This window comes from Aeromonas sp. ANP5 (assembly GCF_963870295.1).
GTDB lineage: Bacteria > Pseudomonadota > Gammaproteobacteria > Enterobacterales > Aeromonadaceae > Aeromonas > Aeromonas veronii.
In genome coordinates this window covers 19,141-44,680 of sequence record NZ_CAWMRY010000007.1, presented here as the reverse complement: position 1 = coordinate 44,680, position 25,540 = coordinate 19,141, and the positions used below count along the sequence as shown (strand labels likewise).

The window sequence follows — 25,540 nt, the reverse complement described above, 5'->3', positions numbered from 1 at the left end:
GAGAGTTATAATATAACAAAAAGCGGCTGTTATATTATCACATACTCACCCCCTGACGAGATTCACCAATGAGAATTATTGCGTTTTTCACTGCCCTGCTGGCGGTGAGTTTGCCTGTTCGTGCCATTGAGGTACTGACCACCATCAAGCCCCTTGGCTTCATCGCTGCGGCGATCACTGACGGGGTGAGCGAGCCCAAGGTATTGCTGCCGACCGGTGCCTCTCCCCACGATTTCTCCCTGCGTCCGTCCGATATTCGCAGCATCAACAGTGCCGATCTGGTGGTGTGGGTTGGCCCCGAGCTGGAAGGTTTTATGGCCAAGCCGCTGGCCAACCATCCCCATGCTCTGGCCCTGACTCAGGTTGAGGGGATGCCGCTGTTCAACTACGCGACTCAGGATAGTCACGACTCCCATGACCATGATGATCACGATCATGCCGCCCACGAGCACGGTGACCATGATGAAGGGCATGAAGGACATCATCACGAAGGGGTCGATCCCCATATCTGGCTTGGCCCGACGCAGGCCAAAGTGATTGCCAAGGCGATCGCAAGTGAATTGGGCAAGCTGGATCCGGCCAATCAGGCTCGCTATGACGCCAACCTCGCGGCATTTGATACCAAGGTGGATGCCAAAGACAAGGTGATTGCCGGCCAGATGAAGGCGGTGAATGAGAAGGGGTACTTTGTATTCCACGAGGCGTATGGCTACTGGGAGCGCCACTACGGCATGAGTTCAAAGGGTCACTTTACCGTGAGCCCTGAGCGTCGCCCTGGCGCCAAGACCCTGGTGGATATCCGCAAGGCACTGGAAGAGAAGCAGGCGAGCTGCATTTATGCCGAGCCGCAATTCTCACCGGCTGTGATCGAATCGGTGGCACGCAATACCGGCGCCAAGGTGCTGTTGCTTGATGAGGTGGGTGAACAGGTACCGCTCGGCCCGGATGGTTATCCCCAATTCATGCAGCAACTGGCAGACGCATTTGCCCAATGTCGCTGATCAGCGGCTGAGTCTCTCATCCGGAGGGGCTATACTGACCTCCAGCATCTGACATGGAGTGTCCGGTATGAAATGGTTGTTGATCCCGGCCTGCACGTTGGCGCTATGTTGCGCCAACGTGCAGGCTTCGCGTCTTTCCGAATATATTGCCAGTCCGGATCTGCGGGCCAAGCTGCAGGAAGTGTATGGTGGCCGCGCCATTCAACGGGCCGAGGCATTCTCTCGCCTGCTCACCCCCAGAGCGGGTACAACCGACCAGCAGAAGATCGAGCTGGTGAACAACTACTTCAACAATCTCACCTATAGCGAGGATCCCAAGCTGTGGGGAGATGAGGATTACTGGGCCAATCCGCTGGAGTTCATCGGTGCCCGGGGTGGGGATTGCGAGGATTACAGCATCTCCAAGTACTACACCCTGATGGAGCTGGGGGTGGATGAGAAGAAGCTGCGGCTGGCCTACGTCAAGGCGGTGCGTTACAACCAATTCCACATGGTGACGCTCTACTTCCCGACGCCCAAGGCTGATCCACTGGTGCTCGACAACATCAACAGCCGGATCCTGCCGGGCAGCAAGCGTACCGATCTCATTCCCGTTTACAGTTTCGATGCCAAAAGCATCTGGATCATGAAGTCACGGCGGGAAGGGACGCTGGCGGGGAGTGCCGATCGGTTGGCGCAGTGGACATCGATGAAGACCCGTTTCTCCAGCGAGCAACTGCGCTCTCCCCGTCGTCAGTTATAGCTTGCCTGCCGCTTTCAGCTCCTCGAAATATTTCGCCGCGCCCGGATGCTGCTCAATACTCAGCACCGGACCGGTTTTATTGCGTGCCCGGTGAAACATATTGGCGTAGCCATAAGTCTGCTCATTGAACTTGGTCTGCTGGGTCAGCATGGCCTTGGTCAGACGATAGACAGACTCTTCCGGCATGCTGGCATTGGTGACCAGGGTGGCGGCAATGGCAAATGTGGGGGTCGCCTTCAGATTGCCGGGGTAGATGCGGGCGGGCACCTGACTGCGTTGGTAATATTTGACCCCCTTGAGTAGCTGATCACGGGTGGCCCCATCGATGGGGAGGAAACTGACCGCGCAACGTTTGGCGGTGTCGAGCACAATCCGGTTAGGGTGTCCCATCACCAGTGCAAATGCGTCGATCTGCTTGCTGCAGAGCGCATCCGGCAGGTTGGCCATGCTCTTCAGATCGAGATCCTGCTCTTTCGCTCCCAAGATGTTGAACAGGGTCAGCGCCGTCTGGCGGGTTCCCGAGCTCTTCAACCCCATGTCGATGGGGGCAAGCTTGAGCTGTTCCAGTGAAGTGATATCGCCATCGGCACGGATCACTATGGTGAAGGGCTCGGCATGGGTGGCAAACAGGGCGCGCAGCTCAGGTTGCGGCTGGGTGGTAAAAGGGCCCACGCCTTTGCTTGCCTGATACAGCCAGTCTGACTGCACCATGGCGTAGGCGGTCTCGCCACTCTTCAGCCGCTTCAGGTTTTCTATTGAACCCGATGAGCTCAGCAATGTGCACGCAAGTTGCTCATCGACCTCATGGGCCAGACGGCAAAACTCTTTGGTTATCTGGTGATAAATCCCCTGCTCACCCCCGGTGGTGATAGTGACGGTTTCAGCCATCAGGCCGGGTTGCCACAGCAGGAGCAACAGCATGGCGAGCTTCTTCATGATTGCGCCTCCTTGGCATAACCATCGATACCCCAGGTCCGCAGTTTGTCGATGTCGCGGCACTCTCCCGATTCTGCCAGCAGGGTATAACCGGCGGCATGCATGGTTTGGGAGAGCAGATTCCAGTAGAGCGGCGCATCGGTCAGCTGACAGCTGATAAAGATGGGATTGAGCGGGTCAAGTTGATTGAAGGTATCCGCATTGAGGGGAATGGCGCTGAAGGCGAGCTCACACCCCTGTTCCTGCAACGCAGCCAAGGTAGACTGGCCGTGGGCGGGGAATGTGGCTACATCCCAGTGCCAATCCAGTGTTTTTCCTCGCCCCTGGCTTAGCAGAGGGGCGATCTCGGACCATTGCGGGTGATTGAGCAGGGAGAGGGGCAGCAAGACCCCTTCTATATGAGAGTGCTGCCACTGTTGCAGGGTGCTCTGGATGGTTGCGAGATCGCTGTCGGCACCGAGGGGCTGACTGGGCAAGAAACGCTGATAGAGCGCGATCTCCCCTTGTGTGGAGACAAATTTTTGCAGTTGTCCGCCTTCCGGCAGCGGGCTCACTCCTTGCAGCGGCTGTGGGGTCGTCAGTGGCAGCTGTTTTCCCAGCTGGGTGATTTTGAGTCGTTGTTGCAGCAGATCCCGTTTGCGTTCGGAAACCAATTGGTTGATGGAAAGTGCCACTTCTCTGAGGTCTTGCAACCAGGGAGTGGGCAGGGTGCTGTTGAACTGGTGTTTGCGGATACGGATCAGCTGCAGGTTGATCTGCTCCAGGGGCTGCAGCAGGCGTTTGCAGACCAGAGAGATGATCAGGGTAAATACGACGAGGCCCGCCAGCAGCGCCAGACCGGTGCGACTGATGGCATTCCACAGATGCTGATAGGCGTAGCCGCTATGCCCCTCAAGGGTCAGAGTGCCCAGCATGCGCCAGCCATCGGTCAACTCTTGCTCAATTTTGACGGGGGGCATGCCGATAACCGAGGGAAGCCAGCCGGGGACATTTTGTTGGGTAGAGTGGAATGCCTTCTGAAACAGTACCTGACCATCCGGATCCACCAGAATGACCGAGCTGACGAAACCGCCATCAAACATCGCATTGACTATGGTCTCGGCCAGCACATTGTCGTCATTAAGCAGGGTTCCTTGCAGCACCAGCCCGAGAGCGGTGATGGCGGTTTCCAGGTTGGCTGACATCTGGTCGAGGATGGATTGGCGGACCGTCGTGACTTCCAGTGCAAACAGCAGCGCTGCACCGATCAGGAACAGGACGACAATTATTCTGATTAACAGTTTTGCTAACGACATATCCACTCCATGGAAAAGTTATCGCAACATTTCAGGTTTCTATTCAGTATCGAATCCGACCCGGTTCTTAAAAATAGGAAAAAATGGTTAAAAAAGACGATCATTTCTGCCCATCCGGGCGGGTTATGCATAAAATGTGAGGTTCATGCAGATTGTGATGAACTATTTGTAACTATTTGTGTCCAACAAACAGTTTTATACGGTTTTGTCACAACTGACATCGCAACTCACACTCTTTAGATCTAAATACAGGATAGCGGATGAAACGTCTCCGTCCCTTGGTAGTACAGGCTGCCAATTGGGAACCACCGGTTCCCCGCAAACACTTTTACGCCATGCTGATGCTGACGGCCATGACCCTGTCAGCAGTAGCATTATTGCCAGCTCCGGGTGACATCCTCGAGCGGCCGCTGCGTCTTGAGTTGCCCATTGATACCGCAGGTACGGCAACCAACGAAAACAACACCGACTTTAACGAAATCCCCGATCACGAACTGGTTGATCAGAGTGCGCCGGATGACGACATCCCGGTCGACACCACCCCCCAGTGGCAGGATTACCGGGTCCGCAACGGAGAAAACCTGACCGCTATTTTTAACAATCTCGGTCTATCCACCACCACCCTCTACAAGGTGCTGGACGCGGACAACAAGAACTATCTGGCGCGCCTCAAGCCGGGCCAGAATATTGAGCTGCTGATCGATCAGGACAACATCCTGCAGCAACTCAAAATCCGCCTGAACATCAAGCAGACGTTGGTGATGGCTCGCAGCGACGATGCCTATACCGCCTCCATGATCAATGAGAAGGTTGAGTGGCAACCGCAGCGTTACAACGGCGTGATCAACGGCAGCTTCTATGTCAGTGCCCGCAATGCGGGGATTCCGGCCAACCATATCCAGAAAATTGCCAACCTGTTCCAGTGGCGAATGAATTTTGCCAAGGATCTGCAGAAGGGCGACAAGTTCAAAGTGCTTGTACGCCAGGAGACGGTGGAAGGCAAGAGCACTGGTAACAGCCAGCTGCTGGGTGTGGAAGTGACCAGCCAGGGCAAGACGGTATCGGCCTGGCTCTCCGATGACGGCAACTATTACGACGGTCAGGGCAACAGTCTGGAGCGCGGATTCCGCCGCTACCCGACCCACAGCCGCTATCGGATCAGCTCCAACTTCAACCCGGCGCGCAAACATCCGGTAACCGGTATGGTGCGTCCTCACGAGGGCACTGACTTTGCGGTGCCGGTGGGCACGCCAGTGCTGGCGACCGGCGATGGTGTCGTCCAGAAGGCAACCAGCCACCCACTGGCGGGTACCTATATCGTCATCAAGCATGGCCGTACTCTCTCTACCCGTTATCTGCACCTGAGCAAGCTGCTGGTCAAAACCGGTCAGCGAGTGAAGATGGGCGACAAGATCGGCCTCTCTGGCAACACAGGTCGCTCGACCGGTGCTCACCTGCACTACGAGCTGCGGATTAACAACCGCCCGGTCAATGCCATGACCGCCAAGCTGCCTATGGCTGAACCGCTCAGCGGCAAGGAGCGTCGTCAGTTCCTTGCCAAGGTGAAGAGCTACCGCAAGGAGCTGGCCGCGGGTTGATTCCTGTCGTCACAGCCTGAAATGAAAGGCCCCGCCAGATTGGCGGGGCCTTTTTACATGCGCAGTGAGGGTTAGTAACCCTTGTCGAAGTCGATCTTGCCATCCAGTGGCTGGCCATCGATAAAGCGGATGTAGTTGCGCACAAAGATCTGGGCCACATCATCCGGGAAGCTGTAGGCGCTGTTGTGGGGGGTGACGATGAGGTTGGGTTGGCCCCACAGTGGACTGTCGGCGGGCAGCGGCTCCTGCTCGAACACATCCAGCACCGCCATCGCCAGCTTGCCGGTACGCAGTGCGGTGAGCAGATCGCCAGAGTGCACGGCGCTGCCACGGCCGACGTTGAACAGGATGGCGCCCGGTTTGCAGTGTTCGAAGCGGGCGGCATTGAACAGATGACGGGTATCGCGGGTGGCTGGCAGCACGCTGACGATGACATCGGCCTGCGCCAGCATCTTGTTGAGCGCAGGTAGCTGATAAACCTGATCAAACCCGGCCCGCTCCCGACCGCTGCGGCTGATGCCCAGCACCTTCATGCCAAAATGTTTGCCGGTGTGGGCAATATGCTGACCAATGCTGCCGGTCCCCAGGATCAGCATGGTGCGCCCCTTGAGGCCCTGATAGGGGTGGCTTTGCCACAGTCGCTGTTTCTGCTGTTCCCGATAAAGGGGGATTTGGCGCATCAGGCTGAGCAGATGACCAAAGACATACTCGCTCATCAGCGGGCCGAAGATGCCGCGCACATTGGTGAGCTGGTAGTCGCGGCGACTGTCAGGGTCGAGCAGCACATCGACTCCCGCATAGGTGGACTGGAACCAGCTCAGCTTGTTGGCTTTGGGCAGCAGCGGTTTGGCACGGGCCGGTTCGGCCATCAGAATATGGGCTTCGCCGATCAGCTTCTCGGCATCGCTCTGGTTATCGGCTCGCAGAATGCGCAGATGGGGGAGATTGGCGGCCTTGAGCAGCCGTTCGTAGTGAGCATTATCCTGGCTGAGCAAAAGAAGGGTACGTTGGCTCATACTCTTGTTCCTTATCAGAATTTGCGGCGCAACAAGATGCCGCTCTCGACCCATCTTACCTGACTTCATATCGCAACATAGCCGACCAGGGCGCTTTTTCGTTTTCGCCGCGCGCCTCGTGGGCTACAATCTGCCCCACATTTTGCAAAGGATCCGACTCCAGTGTTTGGTGACAAGTTTTATAAGCGACTGGCCGAGCTACAGCCTTGGCAACAGACCGTCTACACCCTGGCGCTGGCAGAGCGCATGTACCCCAACTATGCCCTGTTCTGTCAGGCTTCCGGCTTTGGCAATGCAGGCGCTTTCCGGCATGCGCTGGATCAGATGTGGGTCTACCTCACCGTCAAGGGATCCCGGGTCAATCTGGGTGCCATTCTCGAAGAGTTCGAGTCTCACATTCCGGATCCCCGCAAGTTTGAATCCTACGGTGCCTATCCCGCGCTGGATGCCTGTGTTGCGCTGGGCTGCGCCTACAACTCGGTGATCTGCCGGGTTGGCGAAGAGGCCAACGATGCCAGCCATGCGTCAGTCGGTACCGTGGCCGGTTTTATCGAGCTGCTGGAAGAGCGGGATCTGACCGAAGAGGAGCTCTACGAGCACGAGTACATGGAAGCCGAACTGGAGTTCCAGGTTGAACTGCTCAAGCGGGTTGCCCATGAGCGCGACAGCGATCGAATCCTGGCCATCAGAGCATTCGCCTCTCAGGATGGCGTCTCCAATATCGGGATCAGCCTGGAAGAGTAATTCTCTGCGGCCCCTGATCGAAAAAAGCTCCCGTTCGGGAGCTTTTTTTATGCCTGAAATTGTTCAGCAGCTTATGCCTGCTCTTCGGTGAGGGGTCTGACGCTCAGCACCGGGGCAGCGTCGATTTCGTCTGCATTCATCATGGAGGAGATGCGTTGCAGGGAAGAGAGCAGCAGGGTCTGCTCCCACGCTTCCAGTGCCTGAAAACGTTGGATGAAGCGCTCTTGCAGCGGGGTCGGGGCCTGGGCCAGCAGGGCGCGGCCTGCGTCAGTCAGTGTCGCGTGAACCTTGCGCTTGTCGGTATTGCTGCGAACGCGCTGCACCAGTTGGCGGCTCTCCAATCGGTCCATGATGGTGGTGGCGGTGGCCTGGCTCATGTTGGTGTGATCGGCCAGCTGACGCATGGAGATCTGTCCCAGCTCGTCGATCCCTTTGAGCAGCAAGAGTTGCGGGGAGGTGAGCCCGGCTTCTTTGATCAAGCGCCTGGAGTGCATATCGATGGCACGAATAATCTGGCGCAGGGCAACCAGCACTTCATCATGTTTTTCCATGGGGTGTGCGTCATTGGAGGGCAATGGAGAGGCGCAAAATTTTCCGCCTAATTCGTCACAAGGTCAATATGGTTTTTGTTGTAATAATTTCTGCTCTAACTAATTTTGTGTTAGGTTGACGGGCATTTCACGGAATTCACCCTGACATTTGAGGAGCGAAATGATGAATGACGAGCTGGATATCAAGTCTCTGGTGGCCGAGTTACGTGTGGTCAGAGTGCGCTATGAACTGCCGGATACCTCGGCTTTTGTGCGCTATCAGCCTGCCTATGATGAAGACCCCAACAACCTCAAGGTACACCACTATGATGGTGAGTTACCCCTCTCCTGCAGTGAGACAGGTACTTTCAACCTAAAGGAGTTGGTGAATGAATTACGCTACGCCTATGTGCTGGTGCACCTCTTTCCTGACGAAAGTGCCATGAACTTCTATCTGACAGGCCTAGATACCGGCCTGGCCCAGTTGGAGTTCATCGGTGGCTCTTACGACTTCAACCGCCTCTGGATCACCAGCGGTGTCTCCAATCTGGGTGTCCCCATGGCCATCTTCCTTGGCAAGCGTCACGCCGTGAATGGCCAGCCCTCGGTTTCGCTGGTGGATCACCGCGAACAGGCGGCTGGCAAACTGGTCTATCGCGCCATCGGCGGTGCCGGTGATCATGTGGGCGAAGACTTTTTCAACAACGACTAAGGAGGCTGGATGCGAGCAAGCAAAGGGCTATTGAAAGGCCTCAACCCGACTATGGCCATGACGGCCCTCACCGTGATCACCCTGTTTTTGCTGTTTGGCGTATTTGTTCCCGATACCGCGGCCGCCTGGTTTGTCGGTGCCAAGGATCAGATTATTGCCGGGTTCAAGTGGTACTACATTCTGGTGGTCGCCCTGTTCCTGTTCTTCGCCGTCTACCTGATGTTCAGCCGTTTTGGCAGCATCCGGCTGGGTGACGACGACCAGGTACCGGAGTTCGGCTACTTCGCCTGGTTCTCCATGCTCTTTAGCGCAGGCATGGGTATCGGTCTGGTGTTCTGGAGCATCGCCGAGCCGATGAACCATCTGCAGGGCAATCCGTTCATTACCGAAGGGATGACCCCGGAAGCGGCCCAGATCGCCATGCGCCTTACCTTTTTCCATTGGGGCCTGCACCCCTGGGCCATCTATGTGATCGTCGGCCTGTCACTTGCCTTTTTCAGCTACCGGCGCAAGTTGCCGCTGGCGATCCGCTCTGTGCTTTACCCCATCCTTGGCGAGCGGATTTACGGTTTTTGGGGCCATGCGGCCGATGTGCTGGCGGTGTTCGGCACCGTGTTCGGGGTGGCGACCTCCCTTGGTCTGGGGGTCTCCCAGATGAATACCGGCCTCAACCAGATGTTTGGTATGGCGGTGTCGCAGTCCAACCAGCTCTGGCTGATTGGCAGTATCAGCCTGATCGCCACTCTGTCGGCGGTTTCCGGGGTCGGGCGCGGAGTGAAGATCCTCTCCGAGCTCAATATCTGGCTGAGCGTCTTCGTACTCGCACTCTTTCTGGTGCTGGGGCCGACCACCTATATCCTCAACGCCTATGTACAGAACATCGGTGATTACCTGCAGAACATCGTCAAACTGAGCTTCTGGACCAACACCGAGGCCAACGGCACCTCGGCCTGGCAGTCGAGCTGGACGGCGTTTTACTGGGGTTGGTGGATTGCCTGGGCGCCGTTTGTCGGCATGTTTATCGCCCGTATTTCCAAGGGGCGTACCATTCGCGAGTTTGTGCTCGGTGTGTTGCTGGTACCCTCGCTGCTCGGCATGTTCTGGCTCACCGTGTTTGGCGGTACGGCGATGAATCTGGAGCTGTTTGGCGGTGGCGGCGTGGTCGCTGCGGTCAATCAGGATGTGACGCTGGCGCTCTACAAGACGGTCGAGCTGCTGCACTGGGAGACCTTCGGCTGGATCGCCAAGGCTGTATTGACCCTGCTTATCTGCACCTACTTCATCACCTCCAGTGACTCGGGCACGCTGGTCATCACCACCCTGCTCTCCATCGGTGATCAGGAGCCGCCGGTACTGCACCGCGCCGTATGGGGTCTGGGGCAGGGGCTGGTTGCCGCTATCCTGCTGGTTTCCGGCGGCCTGGCGGCCTTGCAGGCGGCCAGCATCATAGCGGCACTGCCCTTCTCGGTGATCATGTTGGCGATGTGCTATTCGCTGATGCTGGGGCTCAAGCAGGAGAGCCAGCGCCAGTTCGAGTATCGCCAGAACCTCAAGCGCCACGATGGCTCATCCCATATGAGCCTGATGGAGCGAATTGGTCCCGCATAACGGCACCAGCAGGGGTTAGCGCCCCCCTCACATATTAATCTGGATGCAAAACGGCCGCCCTGGCGATGCTCTCCTTGCGGAGCTCATCATCAGGGCGGCCGTCTGTTATGGGGCCGAGGTTACTCTTCGATAAAGGTCCACTCATCCTTGATGCGGCTGATGGCATCAGTGCGCTTTTTGGCCAGCTGCTCCTTGATCTCTTCTCCTTTGAAACCGGCCGCCACTATCTCTTTCACCGGCACTGCCTGGGCGGCAGCCAGCGCTTCGGCCACATAGTCCGGCTCGGCGTAGACCCGCTCCTCGAAACCGGTGCGGCCGTGGAAGTCGGCGCGGCAGGCATCCAGCAGCTGGGCAAAGCGCTCGGGGCGACGCCAGGCATCAGCCTTGTCGAATACCTTGAGCAGGGTGGCGGGCTTGAGCTCAAAGGCGATATGGATGTGGGTGTGCAGATCGCTCACCAGCAGCGCCAGATCCCGGCACTCATTGGGTACCCGGAACCGCTCGCACAGAGCGCGAATAAGCGGCAGCCCTTTCTGGCCGTGACCGTGATGGCTTGGCCAGAACTCCTTGGGGGTTACTCCCTTGCCAAGGTCGTGGCAGAGGGCGGCAAAGCGCACGGTCAGCTCGGGGGAGATCCGGCACGCCTGTTCCAGCACCATCAGGGTGTGGATGCCGGTGTCGATCTCCGGGTGCCACTTGGCCGGGGCGGGGACGCCAAACAGCGCATCAATCTCTGGGAACAGCGCCTTCAGGGCGCCGCACTGGCGCAGCACCTCGATAAAGATCTGCGGGGTCGGCCCCAGCAGCACTTTTTCCAGCTCCTTCCAGACTCGCTCCGGCGTGAGGTGGGCCAGCTCGCCAGCGGCCGTCATCTCGCTCATCAGGGCGAGGGTCTCCGGCGCTATGGTAAAGCCCTGAGCGTGGAAGCGGGCGGCGAAGCGGGCGACCCGCAGGATGCGCAGCGGATCTTCGGCAAAGGCAGGGGAAACGTGGCGCAGCAGCCGCTTTTCCAAATCCTTGATGCCGCCGTAGGGATCATGGAGCTGGCCCTGATCATCCTCGGCGATAGCGTTGATGGTGAGATCCCGGCGCAGCAGATCCTGTTCCAGCGTCACATCGGGGGCGGCGTGGCAGACAAAACCGGTGTAGCCCTGACCCTGTTTGCGTTCGGTACGGGCGAGGGCATACTCCTGCTGGGTTTTGGGGTGAAGAAACACGGGAAAGTCGCGGCCGACCTGGGTAAAACCCAGCGCTAGCATCTGTTCCACGGTGGCGCCGACCACCAGATAATCTCTGTCGCCCTGCGGCAATCCCAGCAGGCGATCCCGCACTGCGCCCCCAACCAGATAAGTCTGCAAACCGTCTCTCCCGTCATCAATCGTGGGGCCGAGTATATCGTCTTTGTTACCGCTTTGCTGCCTGAGCACCACCTGCCCGCAGCGTCAGTCAGCGCGGCTTTGACTTGGGCGTGACGAGGCCTTACGCTGCCGCACCAGACAGCTGGCGCTGTGCTGCGGGATGACTTTAAGCCCACGCAGGCCAGATGAGCCGAAGGAACCGCAGAGTTCCCCTTATATCAACGACATGAGAACAACGTGAATCAATCAACCTTCGCAAGCCGGGTTCTGGAGTGGTACGAGCTTCATGGCCGCAAAACCCTGCCCTGGCAGCAGGAGAAGACCCCTTACCGGGTCTGGGTCTCGGAGATCATGCTGCAGCAGACCCAGGTCGCCACAGTCATCCCCTATTACCAGCGTTTTATGGCGCGCTTCCCCGATGTGGTGGCGCTGGCCGATGCCCCTGTCGACGAGGTGCTGCACCACTGGACCGGGCTTGGCTACTACGCCCGGGCCCGCAACCTGCACAAGGCGGCCCAGCAGATCCGCGATCACCACCACGGTCTCTTTCCCGAGCGCTTTGACGAGGTGATGGCGCTGCCGGGGATTGGTCGTTCTACCGCCGGGGCCGTGTTGTCGCTCTCCCTCGGTCAGCCCCACGCCATCCTTGATGGCAACGTGAAGCGGGTGCTCACCCGCTGGCTGGCCTTGCCGGGCTGGCCGGGCCTGAAACCGGTGGAGAACGAGCTGTGGGAGATCGCCATCCGGCTGACCCCCAAGCTGGGTGTGGCGCACTACAACCAGGCGATGATGGATATCGGGGCGACGATCTGCACCCGCAGCAAGCCTGCCTGTGATCGCTGTCCGGTGCGGGCCGATTGCCAGGGGCTGTCGCAAGGCAAGCCTACCGCTTATCCCAACAGCAAGCCCAAGAAGAGCATTCCGGTCCGCGATGGCGTCATGTTGTTGATCCGCCATGGCGATGAGTTGCTGCTGGAGAAGCGGCCGCCACAGGGGATCTGGGGCGGGCTCTACTGCTTCCCGCAGGTGGCCTCGCTGGCGGAGGTGGATGGTCTGCTGGCGTCCCTCGGCCTGAGCCATCACGGTTATCGTGAACTGGCCGGTTTTCGCCATACCTTCAGCCACTTCCATCTCGATATTCAGCCGCTGCTGATTGACATTGATGAGGCGCAGCCGCTGCGGCTCATGGAAGCAGATAACCGACTCTGGTATAACTTACGCCATCCTGCCGAGGTGGGGCTGGCGGCCGCCACGGCCCGTCTGCTCGCCTATCCAGAGTTACAACCATAGAGGTCAACATGAGCCGTACTGTATTTTGCCAACGCCTGAAAAAAGAGGGCCCGGGTCTGGATTTCCAACTCTATCCCGGTGAGCTCGGCAAGCGGATTTTTGACAACATCAGCAAGGAAGCCTGGGCCGAGTGGCAGAAGAAGCAGGTGATGCTGATCAACGAGAAAAAGCTCAACATGATGAATCTTGAGCATCGTCAGTTGCTGGAAAAAGAGATGGTCAGCTACCTGTTTGAAGCGGGTGAAGTGCAGATCGAGGGTTATACCCCTCCCAGCCAGTAAGCAGTCGAGCTGTAGTACCTGTGAGCGGGGAGTGGAGCCAAAGGTGGTCAGCCTCCCCTTGTTTACTCGCGGCATATGAATGATGGGCGGCACTGCCGCCCTGTTTGAGGATCCTATGGGCCGAATTTTTTGGCTGCTGTGCACCCTGCTGTTTCTCTCTGCCTGCTCATCCTCCCCCAAGCCCAGCGGGAGTGAGGATGACGATCTGGTCAACGGCAAGGACATCCGCGGTTTTGAACACATGATCAGCGCGCTCTCCCATAACGTGAACGAGATATGGGGGCGGGAGGCGCTGTTTGCGGGCAAGTTTGACTACGTCAAATACACGGATCAGTACAAGAGCCGGGCCCATATCGACTTCTCCAGCGGTCACATCATGGTGGAGACGGTCTCGGGCATCGATCCCCGCGCTCACCTGCGTCGCGCCATCATCGAGACCCTGCTGACGCCGGACGATCCGGCCGAAGTGGATCTTTACTCCGACCGGGAAATTCTGACCGGCGGCGAGCCTTTCCTCTATGGTCAGGTGCTGGACAATCAGCGCCAGCCAATCCGCGCCTCCTGGCGCGCCGAGCGTTATGCCGATTACCTGCTCAACACGGCGATGAAGAAGCGCACTCTGGGTATTCGCACCATCTTCTTCGTTGATATTCCCATGGTGGCCAACCATGAAGATCGACGGGGCTACAAGTATGCGGGGATCATCCGGGAAGCGTCGCGCAAATACGGCGTGCCGGAGAGCCTGATCTATGCGGTGATCAAGACCGAGAGCAGCTTCAACCCCTATGCGGTGAGCCATGCCAACGCTTATGGCCTGATGCAGGTGATCCCGGCTACCGCCGGTCGTGACGTCTATGTCCGGGTTAAGGGCAAGAACGGCCAGCCGACCCGGGAGGAGCTGTTCAACCCGGCCTACAACATCGATGTTGGTACCGCCTATCTGCACCTGTTGCAGACCGTCTATCTGGCGGATATTCAGGATCCGCGCTCCCGTCGCTATGCGGTGATCTCAGCCTATAACGGTGGTGCGGGCGGGGTGCTCAATACCTTCTCCAGCGATCGCAAGGCGGCGCCGGGCCGGATCAACCGGCTCTCCCCCGAGGCGGTCTATCAGGTGTTGACCGAGCAGCATCCCAAAGAGGAGGCGCGCCGTTACCTCTACAAGGTCAATCAGGCCGAGAAGGGGTTCAAAAGAGCCTTTTCGAGTCGAGCCGGTTAAGCGGTGACGCTGGGTTAACCATGCAAAAGGGCGCTTGATATCAAGCGCCCTTTTAACGTCTGGCCAGTTCGTCGTTGAAGTGGCCTTATTTGGCAATAAAGCCGCCCTTGGTCTGCGGGGCCGCGCCCACTTTCTCCAGGGTTTTGACTTCCACTTCGGTCTTGTTCCAGCTGTGGTCCACTTCACCACGGATACGGATCTGATCATCCGGGCCCACTTCGGTGCCACGCCACACATCCTGATCCACTTCGACCTCCACCTCACCGCTGGCATCGCGGAACAGATAGTTCTCGCCGCCCAGGTGCTTGACCAGTTTCCCTTCCAGGGTGGCCCAGCTGTCATCGGCCAGATCTTTCAGTTGAGCAACGGAAACCTTGTTCTGCTCTTGCGGGCCGGTATAGGCCGCCATGGCAAAAGAGGAGACAGACATCAGGGTCAACAGTCCGATTACGCTTGCGCTTGCCTTGTTCATTTCATACTCCTGTCGTTGGTATGGGGGCATTGTGCCGGGGGGGGCGTGAAACAAGCGTGAAAGAAATAGGCTGGTGTGATTGTCTGTTTTGTGAGCGCAAGCGATTTCATCGGTGGCGGAACATGTGTGATTTCATCTGGAACTGTAATCTGTCGCCTTCACCAGAAGTCAGTGGCAGCAGACTCTTCCCATGCCTGTCGCCACTCGAGGAGAAGTCCGCAGGTCTCACCTGCTTAATCGAAGAGCACAACAATATGAAAAAATGGCTTGTTTGTTTATTGGGGTTAATGGCATTGACCGCGCAAGCGGCAGAGGGACGCCAACCTTTTTCCCGGGTCGTGATGTTTGGTGACAGCCTCTCCGACACCGGCAAGATGTACAAAAAGATGCGGGGGTATCTCCCCTCCAGTCCACCTTACTTCAACGGACGCTTCAGCAACGGCCCGGTGTGGCTGGAGCAGTTGGGTGACGAGCGTTTTCCCGGTCTGGTCGTGGCCAACGAGGCGGAAGGCGGTGCAACTGCGGTGGCCTATAACCATCTGGGCGCCCTGAACGGCTGGCTCGGTTTCTGGTCCTGGGATCCCAAATATCAGGTGATCAACAACCTCGATTACGAGATCGATCAGTTCCTGAAAAAGGACAAGTTCCGCCCCGATGATCTGGTGGTGATCTGGGTCGGTGCCAATGACTATCTGGCCTATGGCTGGAACACCGAGCGGGATGCGGATCGGGTGATCGATACCATCCGGCTGGCATCCAACCGGTTGGTGCTCAACGGCGCGCAGCAGATCCTGCTGTTCAACATTCCTGATCTGGGGCAGACCCCGTCAGCCCGCAGCATGAAGGTGGTGGAGAAGGTGCGCCATGTGGCCAGTTACCACAACCAGAAGTTGCAGAACCTCACTCGCGAGCTGGCTCCCCTCGGCATCGTGAAGCTGTTCGAAGTGGACAAGCAGTTTGACGAGATGATGCGCGATCCCCAGCAGTTTGGTCTGAGTGACACTGAACACGCCTGCTACGGTGGCGGCTATACGTGGAAGCCGTTCTCCGGCAGCGCTGCCGAGGTGGCTGCGACCCCGGCTTTGAGTGTCTCCGAAAGAGTGGCTATTGCCGGTAACCCGATCCTGGCGCAGGCGGTGGTGAGCGGGCAGGCAAAAGGGCGAGCAGCGACTCTCAACTGCGATGAGCATATGTTCTGGGATCAGGTGCATCCGACCAAGACGGTGCACAAGGTACTGAGCCAGCGTGTTGCTGACTTTATCGATCAGCACTACGAGTTTGTTCGTCACTGATATCGCTTCGGGCCAGCATGTTGCTGGCCTTTTTCTCCTATCCGCCCTCATTTGTGCGTCTTTTTGCGTCACATTCAGTTCAAAAAACAAACGTTTGTTGCTGTTTTTGTAACGTGGTTGCGTTAGAGTGTTTTTTGTTAATTGATATCAGTGACTTGAAAATAGGCTAACGTTGATATGCTGCGATCGCTTTTGGGTGGTTGCACCTATAAGACGAGGTGATATCAATCAACCTCCTCCTACATAAAGTTGCAGAGGCTCAAACATGAAAAAATCATTGATTACCTTGCTGGTTACCGGCTTGCTGGCGGCCAATGCCCAGGCTGCCGGTCAGGACAACACCTGGTATGGCGGTGCCAAACTGGGTTGGTCCAACTTCTACGGCATTGATGAAAGCAATGCCCTGACCCTTGGCAATGAGACCAACGATGCCTTGGGTGCAGGCGTGTTTGGCGGTTATCAGATCAACAAGAATCTGGGGTTGGAGCTGGGTTACGACTATCTGGGCAATTACAAATACGATGCCACTACGGCGGCAGGCGCTTTCAGTGATGAAGTAAAAGCACAGCTGGCTCAACTGACCCTGAAACTGGGCTTCCCGGTTACCGATAATCTGGATCTGTATGGCCGTGTCGGTGGCGGTTATGGCTGGGCTGATACCAAGAGCGATGTCTACAAAGATGACAGCCGCTTTGTCATGGTCGGTGCATTGGGTGCCGAGTATGCGTTCAATCTCGACTGGGCCGCTCGCCTGGAGTACCAGTACACCACCCCGTATGGCAGTCGTGATGATACCGGTTTGAGAATGGATAACGGCCTGCTCTCACTGGCAGCGGTTTATCGCTTTGGTCAGGTTGCCCCTGTGGCGCCCGCCCCGGCTCCGGAACCAGCTCCTGCACCTGTGATGGTTGAGAAGCAGTTCACCCTGAGCTCCGATGTGCTGTTTGACTTCAACAAGGCGACCCTCAAGCCAGAGGCCAGTCAGGCACTGGATAGCCTCTATAGCCAGATTGAAGAAGCACGACCCAAAGATGGCGTGGCAACCGTAATTGGTCACACCGACCGTATCGGTTCCGATGCCTACAACCAGAAGCTCTCCGAGCAGCGTGCCCAGACTGTTGCCAACTATCTGGTTGGTAAAGGGATCCCGGCCGCCAAGATCAATGTGGAAGGGCGTGGTAAATCCTCACCGGTTACCGGCGACAGCTGCGTCAGCAAGTCCAAGCGTGAGCTGATCGTCTGCCTGGCTCCGGATCGCCGTGTTGATGTGAAAGTCGAAGGTGTCAGCGAGGTGCAGGAGTAATCCTTCACACTGAGCAGCGTTCCACTGGGGCTGGAATGAACAGCCCCTGTCGGAGCAAGAGAGACCAAAAAGCCAGTCAGTTGATCTGACTGGCTTTTTACATTGGCATTGCGGTCGGGCAGGGGACTAAATCAGGAAGGGAGCGGCATCACCCGGTTGCGCCCCAGCTCCTTGGCCTTGTAGAGCAGCTTGTCGGTACGTTCGACCAGAGAGTCTGCACTCTCCTGACCGTTGAACTCACCCACGCCAAACGAGGCTGTGATGTGGTCAATGCGGCGGCCCGATTTGCGATCCAGAATCGACATCCGCTCGATGGCGCGGCGCATGCTCTCCGCCATCTGTCTGGCCAGCGCCAGCGAGCGATGGGGGACCAGCATGGCGAACTCCTCCCCACCCAGCCGATAGGCGGTGACCCCCTCCTTGCAGGCATCGCGCAGCCGTTTGCTGAAGGCGCGCAGCACCTGATCGCCGAGCAGGTGACCATATTCGTCGTTGAAGTTCTTGAAGCGATCGATATCGGCGAGGATCAGCGAGAAGGGGTGCTGGCTGCGGATCAACCCCTCCAGCTCCAGATCGAAGGCGCGGCGGTTGAGCAGGTTGGTGAGGGCATCCTCGTTGGCCAGCTTGCGCGTCTCGTTGAGCGCCGCCCGCAGCTCCTTGATCTCTTTCTCCGCATTGCTGAGCTGGTTGCGAAAGTGCATGGTGGACATGCGCACATCCCGCGATTCGCGCACCAGCTCCCGCAGGATCCCCATGGTGTCTTCCAGGCTGAAGCCCTCGTCATCAATGCGGCTGAGCTTGTCAAAACTCTTGTCGAGCATCTCCTGAAACATGCCGGTATCGGAGATGGCGTCCTGCATGGAGTGGCCGAGCTCGTTGGCCATGGCGGCGAGGCTCAGTTTCATCGCCTCCATCTGCTTCTCGTCCTGAGCGGCCAGATACTGGTGATAGAGCCGCTCGCAGGTGGTGAGTGAGCAGGTTCCCTGCATTTTGACTGCCTGATCAATCGCCTGGTTGAGCTCGGGCATGCTGGCCGAGACATAGTTGTACCATAGGTGGTAATTGTCCGGCGTCGTGGGGATCTGGTACTTGATCATCAAAGGGACCGCCTGTTTGAGATAGGCGGCGGATTGGGCAAATGTGTCCTTACTCATGAGTTCTGTGTCTCATCATGCCAGCGAACTGAAGATAGTATGACAGAGAGATTGGCCAAAAGGCAGCCGATGGATGCCATTCGCCCCCCCCTCCGATATAATGGCACCGTTACCACCTACCCTAAGGCCTGCTTATGTCTCAAAAAGATCCTTTCCTCGAACGCGAGGCCGAAAAATACGATAACCCCATCGCCAGTCGCGAGTTGATCCTGGAACTCATCAAGGGCCATGAAAAGCCCATGTCCCGTGAAGAGTTGGCCAAGGTCCTCAAGCTGAAAGATGAAGAGCCGTTGGAAGCCTTGCGTCGTCGTCTGCGCGCCATGGAGCGTGATGGACAACTGGTATTCACTCGCAACCAATGTTATGCCCTGCCGGATCGCCTGAATCTGGTCAAAGGTTATGTAATCGGCCACAAGGATGGCTTCGGTTTTCTGCGTCCGGAAGGTGGTGGTCCGGATCTGTATCTGAACAACCGAGAGATGCAACGCCTGATGCATGGCGATTACGTGCTGGTTCAGCCGACCGAGATCGACCGCAAGGGTCGTCAGGAAGCGCGTCTGGTGCGCCTGCTCAAGTCCCGTGAGGCAGACATTGTCGGCCGTTACTTCGTCGAGAATGGCGTTGGTTTCGTGGTGCCGGATGACAGCCGTATCGGCCAGGACATCATCATCCCGGAAGGGGAAAACAAAGGGGCTCGCCAGAGCCAGGTCGTGGTTGTGCGCATCAATCAGCGCGCCACCTCCCGCATCAATGCCGTCGGCACCGTACTGGAAGTGCTGGGCGAGAATATGGCGCCGGGCATGGAGATCGAAATTGCCCTGCGTACCCACGGTATCCCGCATACCTGGCCGGAAGAGGTGACCAAAGAGGTTGCCGGTCTCGGCGAGCAGGTGCCGGAGAAAGCCAAAGAGGGCCGCATCGACCTGCGCGCCCTGCCGCTGGTGACCATCGATGGGGAAGATGCCCGTGACTTTGATGACGCTGTCTTCTGTGAAGCCAAACGTGGTGGCGGCTGGCGCCTGTGGGTCGCCATTGCGGACGTCTCCGCCTACGTGAAGCCCGGCACGGCGCTGGATGCCGAAGCGTATCAGCGCGGCAACTCCGTCTACTTCCCCGAGTTCGTGGTGCCCATGCTGCCGGAGGTGCTCTCCAACGGCTTGTGTTCCCTGAACCCGCAAGTTGACCGCCTCTGCATGGTGTGCGAGATGACCATCTCCGCCGCTGGCCGCATGTCCGGTTACAAGTTCTACGAAGCGGTAATGAACTCTCACGCCCGTCTGACCTACACCAAGGTTGCCGCGATCCTCGATGGCGATCCCAAGCTGCGCCAGCAGTATGATCCGCTGGTGGGCCATATCGAGGAGCTCAACAACCTCTACAAGGCGCTCAAGCATGCCCGTCACCAGCGCGGTGCGGTGGAGTTCGAGAGCGAAGAGACCCGCTTCATCTTCAACGCCCAGCGCAAGATCGACCGCATCGTGCCGCTGGTGCGCAACGACGCCCACAAGATCATCGAAGAGTGCATGATCCAGGCGAACGTGGCTGCCGCCCGCTACATCGAGAAGAACGAAGCTGCCGCTCTGTTCCGCGTGCACGACCGTCCGGGTGAAGAGCGTCTGACCGGTTTCCGTGACTTCCTGGCCGAACTGGGTCTGGAGCTCAAGGGCGGTCTCGAGCCCGAGCCGAAAGACTTTGCCGAGTTGGCCGCCAAGTTTGAAGGTCGCCCGGATGCGGAGCTGCTCTCCACCATGTTGCTGCGCTCCATGCGTCAGGCCATCTATCAGGCTGACAACATCGGCCACTTCGGTCTGGCGTTGAAGTCCTATGCGCACTTCACCTCGCCAATCCGTCGCTATCCCGACCTGATCCTGCACCGGGCGATCAAGTATCAGACCGCCAAGGAGCAACAGGGCAACCTGCGCCACAAGTGGACCCCGAGCGGTGGTTATCACTACCAGCTGGAAGAAGTGGACCCGATGGGCGAGCACTGCTCCATGACCGAGCGCCGTGCCGACGATGCGACTCGTGATGTGGCCGACTGGCTCAAGTGCGAGTACATGCTGGATCACGTGGGTGACGAGTTTGACGGCGTCATCGCCAGCGTCACCGGCTTTGGCTTCTTCGTGCGTCTGGCGGAGATCCACATCGATGGTCTGGTGCACGTCAGCACCCTCACCAACGACTACTACCAGTTTGATCCCCTGCACATGCAGCTGATTGGCGAGAACTTCCGCCGTCGCTACCGTCTGGGCGACAAGGTGCGGGTCAAGGTGATGGGCGTGAACCTGGACGATCGCAAGATCGACTTCGTGATGGTGGAAGAGCCGCTCAAGGCCACCGGCAAGAACGCCAAAGAGATGGCGCGCAAGCAGGCCGAGATCAAGAAAGAGAAGGCCAAGAGCGCCCAGCGCCACGAAAAACGTAAAGAGGGCAAGGATCACGGCAAATCCGACAAGGGTGGCCGCGCCAAACCGAGCAACAGACGACCGGGCAAAAAAGCCCGCGACAAGGCCAAGGGATAAGCCCTCGGCCTATGGCTTGGGTCCGTGATGATTGGACCACTACAGCCGGGGGACTGTGTAGTGGTCAACTAAATCCGGACACTTGGTTAGGCCGAATCTCGGCTTTTGCTGGCGGTATCCCGTCATTGTATTGATGTGGACGCCGCCAGTTGTAGTAATCCATCAGGTAATAACTGATATCTCGTTTCGCTTCTCGCAAGCTCATATATCCCATAGCCGGGAGCCACTCTGACTTCAGGCTCCTGAACAGTCGCTCCATCGGGGCGTTATCCCAGCAGTTACCACGACGACTCATGCTCTGGGTCATGCGATAGCGCCACAGTCGTTGCCGAAATGTCCGGCTACCATATTGGCTGCCCTGGTCAGAGTGAAATAGCACGCCGGATGGGCAACCCGCTGCTGATAGGCCATCTCCAGTGCTTTGATGGCCAATTCTGCATCAGGTTTATCAGACATCGCCCATCCCACGACTCGCCGGGTATGCAGGTCAAGAACCGCTGCCAGGTAATACCAACGACCACCTGCCCAGACGTAGGTGATATCGCCACACCACACCTGATTGGGTTGCTGGACATCAAATTCGCGGGCCAGTAGATTGGGAATGTCCGGTCGTTCAGACTGTGCCACCTTATAGCGGTGTCCGCCCGGCTGTTTGGATACCAGAGCGGCTTCCTTCATCAGGTTACGTACTTTGAATCGGTTAATCTGATACCCCAACTCCCGCATCATCGACATCAAGGCGCGGCTGCCTGCCGAGTCCCTACTCTCTTTAAACAACCGGCGCAACTCGCTGCGTTGCTGTATCCGCTCACGGTTAATCGTCCGCCTGCGAGCCAGATAATCGTAAAAACAGGAGGTGGGAACATCGAAAGCGCAGCAGACCAAGGTGATGGGGGCTTGCTCTCTTAATCGGTCTATCAGCGCGCACGTGTGAACTCGTCCGTCATCAAGAGAGCCGTAGCCTTTTTTAGAATGTCCTTTTCACGTTTGAGTCGGTTGATACGGGCTTCCAGCTCCTGGATTTTCTGCTGTTCCGGTGTCAGTGCTTTGCTGATTGGGCTTGTGCCGCAGCGTTCGGATTGGAGCTGCTGAACCCAGCGACGAAGCACGGTTTCACCGACATCCAGTGAACGGCTGGCTTCAGGGACAGAGTATCCCTGGTCGAGCACCAGGGATGCGGCTTCGCGTTTGAATTGGGCAGTAAATGAGCGACGTAATCTTGTCATTGAACACCTCAGGTCATGGTGGCGACTGTACCACCTAAAATGGTGTCCGGGATGATTAGACCACTACATATGGACATTGTCTGGCGCAGGCCCGTGCCGACCTTGCGGATAAAAGACCCAGCTTATCAGGAGAAAATGGCGAATATCGACGCTGCGCTGGCCCGCTGTGATGCCGCTAATCCGGTGTTTTATGAGGATGAAGTCGATATAGACCTCAATCCCAAATTAGGGGCCGACTGGATGTTCAGAGCGCAGCAAAAGCGGGTTGTCACACCGGGACAGAACGCGAAACATTACCTAGCAGGCGTTCTCCATGCAGGCAACGGAAGAGTGCTTTACGTCAGTGGGATAAAGAAAAACTCATCCCTGTTTATCGCCATGCTGGAAAAGCTGCGTCGCCACTACCGACGAGCCAAAACCATCACGCTGATCCTCGATAACTACATCATTCACAAAAGCAAGCAGACCGAGCGATGGTTGAAGAAGAACCCCAAGTTCTGCCTGGTATTCCAGCCAGTTTACAGCCCTTGGGTTAATCACATAGAACGGCTGTGGCACAAGTTACATGAAACCATCACGCGCAATCATCAATGTAGAGGAATGGTCAGCCTGCTGGCCCGAGTGAAACACTTCTTGTCTCCTTTTCCGGGGAATAGCTATGGCACAGCGAAGGTGTAGCACTATTAGGATCAGCTATTTAGGCACGCTCAGTCAGGTGTACCATGTCAGCCGTGAACAGTGTCATGCTGGTCGTGGCTATGATGCTCGTGATGGGCCGGGGCACCAGATTCCAGCGTCTCGAGGATGGCGCAGTGCTCCGCCGAGCGGGGGCCGCCGCAGCAGATATTGGAGAGCTCTCTCAGGTTGTCGCGAAAGCGGGTCAGTTCGATGATCTTCTGCTCCACCTGGGCCAGCTTGGTGTCGGCCACTGCTTTCACCTCCTGACAGGTGACTTTGGCCTTGTTGGTATCGAGGTCGAGCAGCTCGCCGATATCGGCCAGCGAGAATCCCACCGACTTGGCGCGAATGATGAACTCCAGCCGCCGCTTGTCCTGTTCACTGTAGAGGCGGTAGCCGGATTCGTTGCGGATCCCCGGTGAGATAAGCCCGTTCTTCTCGTAAAAACGCAGGGTATCTGCCTTGACCCCGCACGCCTTGGCCAGTTCACCGATCCGATACATGCTCTCTCTCCCCTTGAATGTATGCCGCCACAAAAACCGGAATCCACTATCACCCCTTTGCCCATGGATTGCCAGCCAAGGGCATAAAAGGGGCAGATAAACATCTCCTGGCGACCCTTTTTCCCATAAAACCCTGAAAGTGCAAACGTTTCGAGAAAATCAAGTGGAAAACGTTTAACGCCGCGCCAAATAAGGCTTTGCTGTTTCAAAAAATCCACCACAGGTCACATTTTTTGTGTAGAATACGCGCCCATAACAGAGCGCCGCACCAAGCGGGCATTTCCTAAAACGCTTTTGCCGGATGTCGGGGCGAGAGTGGTTTGCGAAATCCCCCACTTCCATTTATTTGGGGACTCTCTGTGTTGAGCCTCGCCTCCCATGGAACGGTCCCCGTTATGTTGAGGACGATAGTGTGATGGAACAAGCTCGACCCATTCGCCGTGCACTGCTGAGTGTGTCTGACAAAACTGGCATTCTGGAATTTGCCAAGGCACTCAACGAGCGTGGTGTTGCCCTGCTCTCCACGGGCGGTACCGCCAAGCTGCTTGGCGAGGCGGGTCTGCCGGTGACCGAGGTCTCCGACTACACGGGTTTCCCTGAAATGATGGATGGCCGGGTCAAGACCCTGCATCCCAAGGTTCATGGCGGCATCCTCGGTCGTCGGGATCAGGATGACGCCATCATGGCCCAGCACGCTATCTCCCCCATCGACATGGTTGTCGTCAACCTCTACCCCTTTGCTGCCACCGTAGCCAAAGCGGGTTGTACCCTGGCGGATGCGGTCGAGAACATCGACATCGGCGGCCCGACCATGGTGCGTTCTGCCGCCAAAAACCACAAAGATGTCGCCATCGTCGTCAAAGCTGCCGATTATGATCGGGTTATTCGCGAAATGGATGCCAACGGCAACAGTCTGAAACTTGCGACCCGTTTCGATCTGGCCATCGCAGCCTTCGAGCACACCGCTGCCTACGACGGCATGATCGCCAACTACTTCGGCACCATGGTTCCTTCTTACGGTGACAACAAGGAGGGTGACGAGGAGTCCTGCTTCCCGCGCACCTTCAACAGCCAGTTCATCAAGAAGCAGGACATGCGTTACGGCGAAAACAGCCATCAGGCAGCCGCCTTCTACGCCGAAGAGCATGCCGCGCCGGGTTCTGTCTCCAGCGCTACCCAGCTGCAGGGCAAGGCGCTCTCCTACAACAACATCGCCGATACCGATGCGGCGCTGGAGTGTGTGAAGGAGTTCGACGAGCCGGCCTGCGTCATCGTCAAGCATGCCAACCCCTGCGGCGTGGCCATCGGTAACGACCTGCTGAGTGCCTACGATCGCGCTTACCAGACCGACCCCACCTCCGCCTTTGGCGGCATCATCGCCTTCAACCGTGAGCTGGATGGTGCCACTGCGGCAGCCATCGTGGCCCGCCAGTTTGTCGAAGTGATCATCGCCCCGAGCGTCAGCCAGGAGGCCCGCGATGCGGTCGCCGCCAAGCAGAACGTGCGTCTGCTCGAATGCGGTCAGTGGACGGCTCCGGCGCAAGGGTTTGACCTCAAGCGCGTCAACGGCGGCCTGCTGGTACAGGAACGGGATCTCGGCATGGTGACTTTGGGCGACCTGACAGTGGTCAGCAAGCGTCAGCCGACTGAGGCCGAGCTGCAGGATCTGCTGTTCTGCTGGAAAGTGGCCAAGTTCGTCAAATCCAACGCCATCGTCTACGCCAAAGATGGCCAGACCATCGGCGTCGGCGCAGGCCAGATGAGCCGTGTTTATTCGGCCAAAATCGCCGGTATCAAGGCTGCGGACGAAGGGCTGACCGTGGCGGGCTCCGTGATGGCCTCCGATGCCTTCTTCCCGTTCCGCGACGGTATCGATGCTGCCGCGCAGGCCGGTATCTCCTGCGTGATCCAGCCGGGTGGCTCGATGCGCGATCAGGAGGTGATCGATGCCGCCGACGAGCACGGCATGTGCATGGTGTTCACCAACATGCGCCATTTCCGTCATTGATGGGTCAGGGGCTGCCGATGGCGGCCCTTTTGTTGTCTCTTTTCAACTGACT

At 57.7% G+C, this 25,540-nt stretch carries 21 protein-coding genes and 2 pseudogenes; 14 read left to right on the top strand and 9 right to left on the bottom strand.

Features of this window, described 5'->3' with window-relative positions; translation table 11 throughout:
• Positions 1–68 precede the first annotated feature (68 nt).
• Both znuA and AACT07_RS05920 read left to right on the top strand, forming a co-directional pair.
• On the top strand, positions 69–1,001 hold the full coding sequence (znuA, locus tag AACT07_RS05925) for a zinc ABC transporter substrate-binding protein ZnuA (RefSeq protein WP_069526906.1): 933 nt from the start codon (positions 69–71) through the stop codon (positions 999–1,001).
• A gap of 67 nt (positions 1,002–1,068) precedes the next feature.
• Entirely contained in the window at positions 1,069–1,743 is a 675-nt protein-coding gene (locus tag AACT07_RS05920) for a transglutaminase-like cysteine peptidase (RefSeq protein ID WP_005335848.1), read from the top strand.
• Here AACT07_RS05920 and AACT07_RS05915 read toward each other — a convergent pair.
• The gene (locus AACT07_RS05915; protein ID WP_069526905.1) at positions 1,738–2,679 is read right to left on the bottom strand and encodes a TAXI family TRAP transporter solute-binding subunit; all 942 of its coding nucleotides are present in this window, start codon (positions 2,677–2,679) and stop codon (positions 1,738–1,740) included. The genes AACT07_RS05920 and AACT07_RS05915 overlap by 6 nt on opposite strands.
• Positions 2,676–3,974 (bottom strand): LapD/MoxY N-terminal periplasmic domain-containing protein, encoded by a 1,299-nt coding sequence (locus tag AACT07_RS05910; RefSeq protein ID WP_069526904.1) that lies wholly within the window; start codon positions 3,972–3,974, stop codon positions 2,676–2,678. The genes AACT07_RS05915 and AACT07_RS05910 overlap by 4 nt, the downstream gene beginning before the upstream one ends.
• A gap of 260 nt (positions 3,975–4,234) precedes the next feature.
• Between AACT07_RS05910 and mepM the strand changes: the two genes are divergently transcribed.
• Positions 4,235–5,572, top strand: a complete 1,338-nt coding sequence (mepM, locus tag AACT07_RS05905; protein ID WP_042081590.1) for a murein DD-endopeptidase MepM — start codon at positions 4,235–4,237, stop codon at positions 5,570–5,572.
• Positions 5,573–5,643: 71 nt separating this feature from the next.
• On the opposite strand, the gene AACT07_RS05900 is transcribed toward mepM, so the two are convergent.
• Positions 5,644–6,588 carry a D-2-hydroxyacid dehydrogenase gene (locus tag AACT07_RS05900; protein ID WP_005363043.1) on the bottom strand — a complete coding sequence of 315 codons (945 nt, stop codon included), beginning with the start codon at positions 6,586–6,588 and terminating at the stop codon, positions 5,644–5,646.
• 162 nt (positions 6,589–6,750) lie between these two features.
• Between AACT07_RS05900 and AACT07_RS05895 the strand changes: the two genes are divergently transcribed.
• Complete coding sequence (locus tag AACT07_RS05895) at positions 6,751–7,332, top strand: YjaG family protein (RefSeq protein WP_021231718.1); 582 nt, start codon at positions 6,751–6,753, stop codon at positions 7,330–7,332.
• 71 nt (positions 7,333–7,403) lie between these two features.
• On the opposite strand, the gene AACT07_RS05890 is transcribed toward AACT07_RS05895, so the two are convergent.
• The gene (locus AACT07_RS05890; RefSeq protein ID WP_013723454.1) at positions 7,404–7,883 is read right to left on the bottom strand and encodes a MarR family winged helix-turn-helix transcriptional regulator; all 480 of its coding nucleotides are present in this window, start codon (positions 7,881–7,883) and stop codon (positions 7,404–7,406) included.
• A 163-nt stretch (positions 7,884–8,046) separates the two neighbouring features.
• On the opposite strand from AACT07_RS05890, the gene AACT07_RS05885 reads away from it, so the two are divergent.
• Complete coding sequence (locus AACT07_RS05885) at positions 8,047–8,574, top strand: hypothetical protein (RefSeq protein WP_069526903.1); 528 nt, start codon at positions 8,047–8,049, stop codon at positions 8,572–8,574.
• A 9-nt stretch (positions 8,575–8,583) separates the two neighbouring features.
• Positions 8,584–10,182 carry a BCCT family transporter gene (locus tag AACT07_RS05880; protein WP_069526902.1) on the top strand — a complete coding sequence of 533 codons (1,599 nt, stop codon included), beginning with the start codon at positions 8,584–8,586 and terminating at the stop codon, positions 10,180–10,182.
• Between the two features lie 119 nt (positions 10,183–10,301).
• Here AACT07_RS05880 and AACT07_RS05875 read toward each other — a convergent pair whose 3' ends face one another.
• The gene (locus AACT07_RS05875; protein ID WP_069526901.1) at positions 10,302–11,540 is read right to left on the bottom strand and encodes a multifunctional CCA addition/repair protein; all 1,239 of its coding nucleotides are present in this window, start codon (positions 11,538–11,540) and stop codon (positions 10,302–10,304) included.
• A 237-nt stretch (positions 11,541–11,777) separates the two neighbouring features.
• On the opposite strand from AACT07_RS05875, the gene mutY reads away from it, so the two are divergent.
• The 3 genes from mutY (at position 11,778) to mltC (ending at position 14,330) form a co-directional block, all read left to right on the top strand.
• Complete coding sequence (gene mutY, locus AACT07_RS05870; protein WP_069526900.1) at positions 11,778–12,830, top strand: A/G-specific adenine glycosylase; 1,053 nt, start codon at positions 11,778–11,780, stop codon at positions 12,828–12,830.
• An 8-nt stretch (positions 12,831–12,838) separates the two neighbouring features.
• Entirely contained in the window at positions 12,839–13,111 is a 273-nt protein-coding gene (locus AACT07_RS05865; protein WP_041209221.1) for an oxidative damage protection protein, read from the top strand.
• Positions 13,112–13,226: 115 nt separating this feature from the next.
• Positions 13,227–14,330 carry a membrane-bound lytic murein transglycosylase MltC gene (mltC, locus tag AACT07_RS05860; RefSeq protein WP_031227922.1) on the top strand — a complete coding sequence of 368 codons (1,104 nt, stop codon included), beginning with the start codon at positions 13,227–13,229 and terminating at the stop codon, positions 14,328–14,330.
• Between the two features lie 85 nt (positions 14,331–14,415).
• Here mltC and AACT07_RS05855 read toward each other — a convergent pair whose 3' ends face one another.
• The gene (locus AACT07_RS05855; RefSeq protein ID WP_005335826.1) at positions 14,416–14,802 is read right to left on the bottom strand and encodes a YgiW/YdeI family stress tolerance OB fold protein; all 387 of its coding nucleotides are present in this window, start codon (positions 14,800–14,802) and stop codon (positions 14,416–14,418) included.
• A 254-nt stretch (positions 14,803–15,056) separates the two neighbouring features.
• Here AACT07_RS05855 and AACT07_RS05850 point away from each other — a divergent pair, with 254 nt between their 5' ends.
• Together AACT07_RS05850 and ompA are read left to right on the top strand one after the other, a co-directional pair.
• Positions 15,057–16,094: an SGNH/GDSL hydrolase family protein gene (locus AACT07_RS05850; RefSeq protein WP_069526899.1), complete on the top strand. Its 1,038-nt coding sequence runs from the start codon at positions 15,057–15,059 to the stop codon at positions 16,092–16,094.
• 265 nt (positions 16,095–16,359) lie between these two features.
• Positions 16,360–17,397, top strand: a complete 1,038-nt coding sequence (gene ompA / locus AACT07_RS05845) for a porin OmpA (RefSeq protein ID WP_005335824.1) — start codon at positions 16,360–16,362, stop codon at positions 17,395–17,397.
• Between the two features lie 131 nt (positions 17,398–17,528).
• Here the strand turns inward: ompA and AACT07_RS05840 are convergent, their stop codons facing one another.
• A complete protein-coding gene (locus tag AACT07_RS05840; protein ID WP_069526898.1) occupies positions 17,529–18,551 on the bottom strand; it encodes a GGDEF domain-containing protein in 1,023 nt (340 codons plus the stop codon).
• 134 nt (positions 18,552–18,685) lie between these two features.
• Between AACT07_RS05840 and rnr the strand changes: the two genes are divergently transcribed.
• Positions 18,686–21,073 carry a ribonuclease R gene (gene rnr, locus AACT07_RS05835; protein WP_069526897.1) on the top strand — a complete coding sequence of 796 codons (2,388 nt, stop codon included), beginning with the start codon at positions 18,686–18,688 and terminating at the stop codon, positions 21,071–21,073.
• 64 nt (positions 21,074–21,137) lie between these two features.
• On the opposite strand, the pseudogene AACT07_RS05830 reads toward rnr, so the two are convergent.
• Positions 21,138–22,299 (bottom strand): annotated as a pseudogene (locus AACT07_RS05830) (IS3 family transposase).
• A 75-nt stretch (positions 22,300–22,374) separates the two neighbouring features.
• Here AACT07_RS05830 and AACT07_RS05825 point away from each other — a divergent pair.
• A pseudogene (locus tag AACT07_RS05825) lies at positions 22,375–22,977 on the top strand (IS630 family transposase); the annotation flags it as partial.
• A gap of 47 nt (positions 22,978–23,024) precedes the next feature.
• On the opposite strand, the gene zntR reads toward AACT07_RS05825, so the two are convergent.
• A complete protein-coding gene (gene zntR / locus AACT07_RS05820; RefSeq protein ID WP_005340544.1) occupies positions 23,025–23,480 on the bottom strand; it encodes a Zn(2+)-responsive transcriptional regulator in 456 nt (151 codons plus the stop codon).
• 415 nt (positions 23,481–23,895) lie between these two features.
• Between zntR and purH the strand changes: the two genes are divergently transcribed.
• A complete protein-coding gene (gene purH / locus AACT07_RS05815) occupies positions 23,896–25,488 on the top strand; it encodes a bifunctional phosphoribosylaminoimidazolecarboxamide formyltransferase/IMP cyclohydrolase (protein WP_069526895.1) in 1,593 nt (530 codons plus the stop codon).
• The last annotated feature ends 52 nt before the right edge of the window (positions 25,489–25,540 follow it).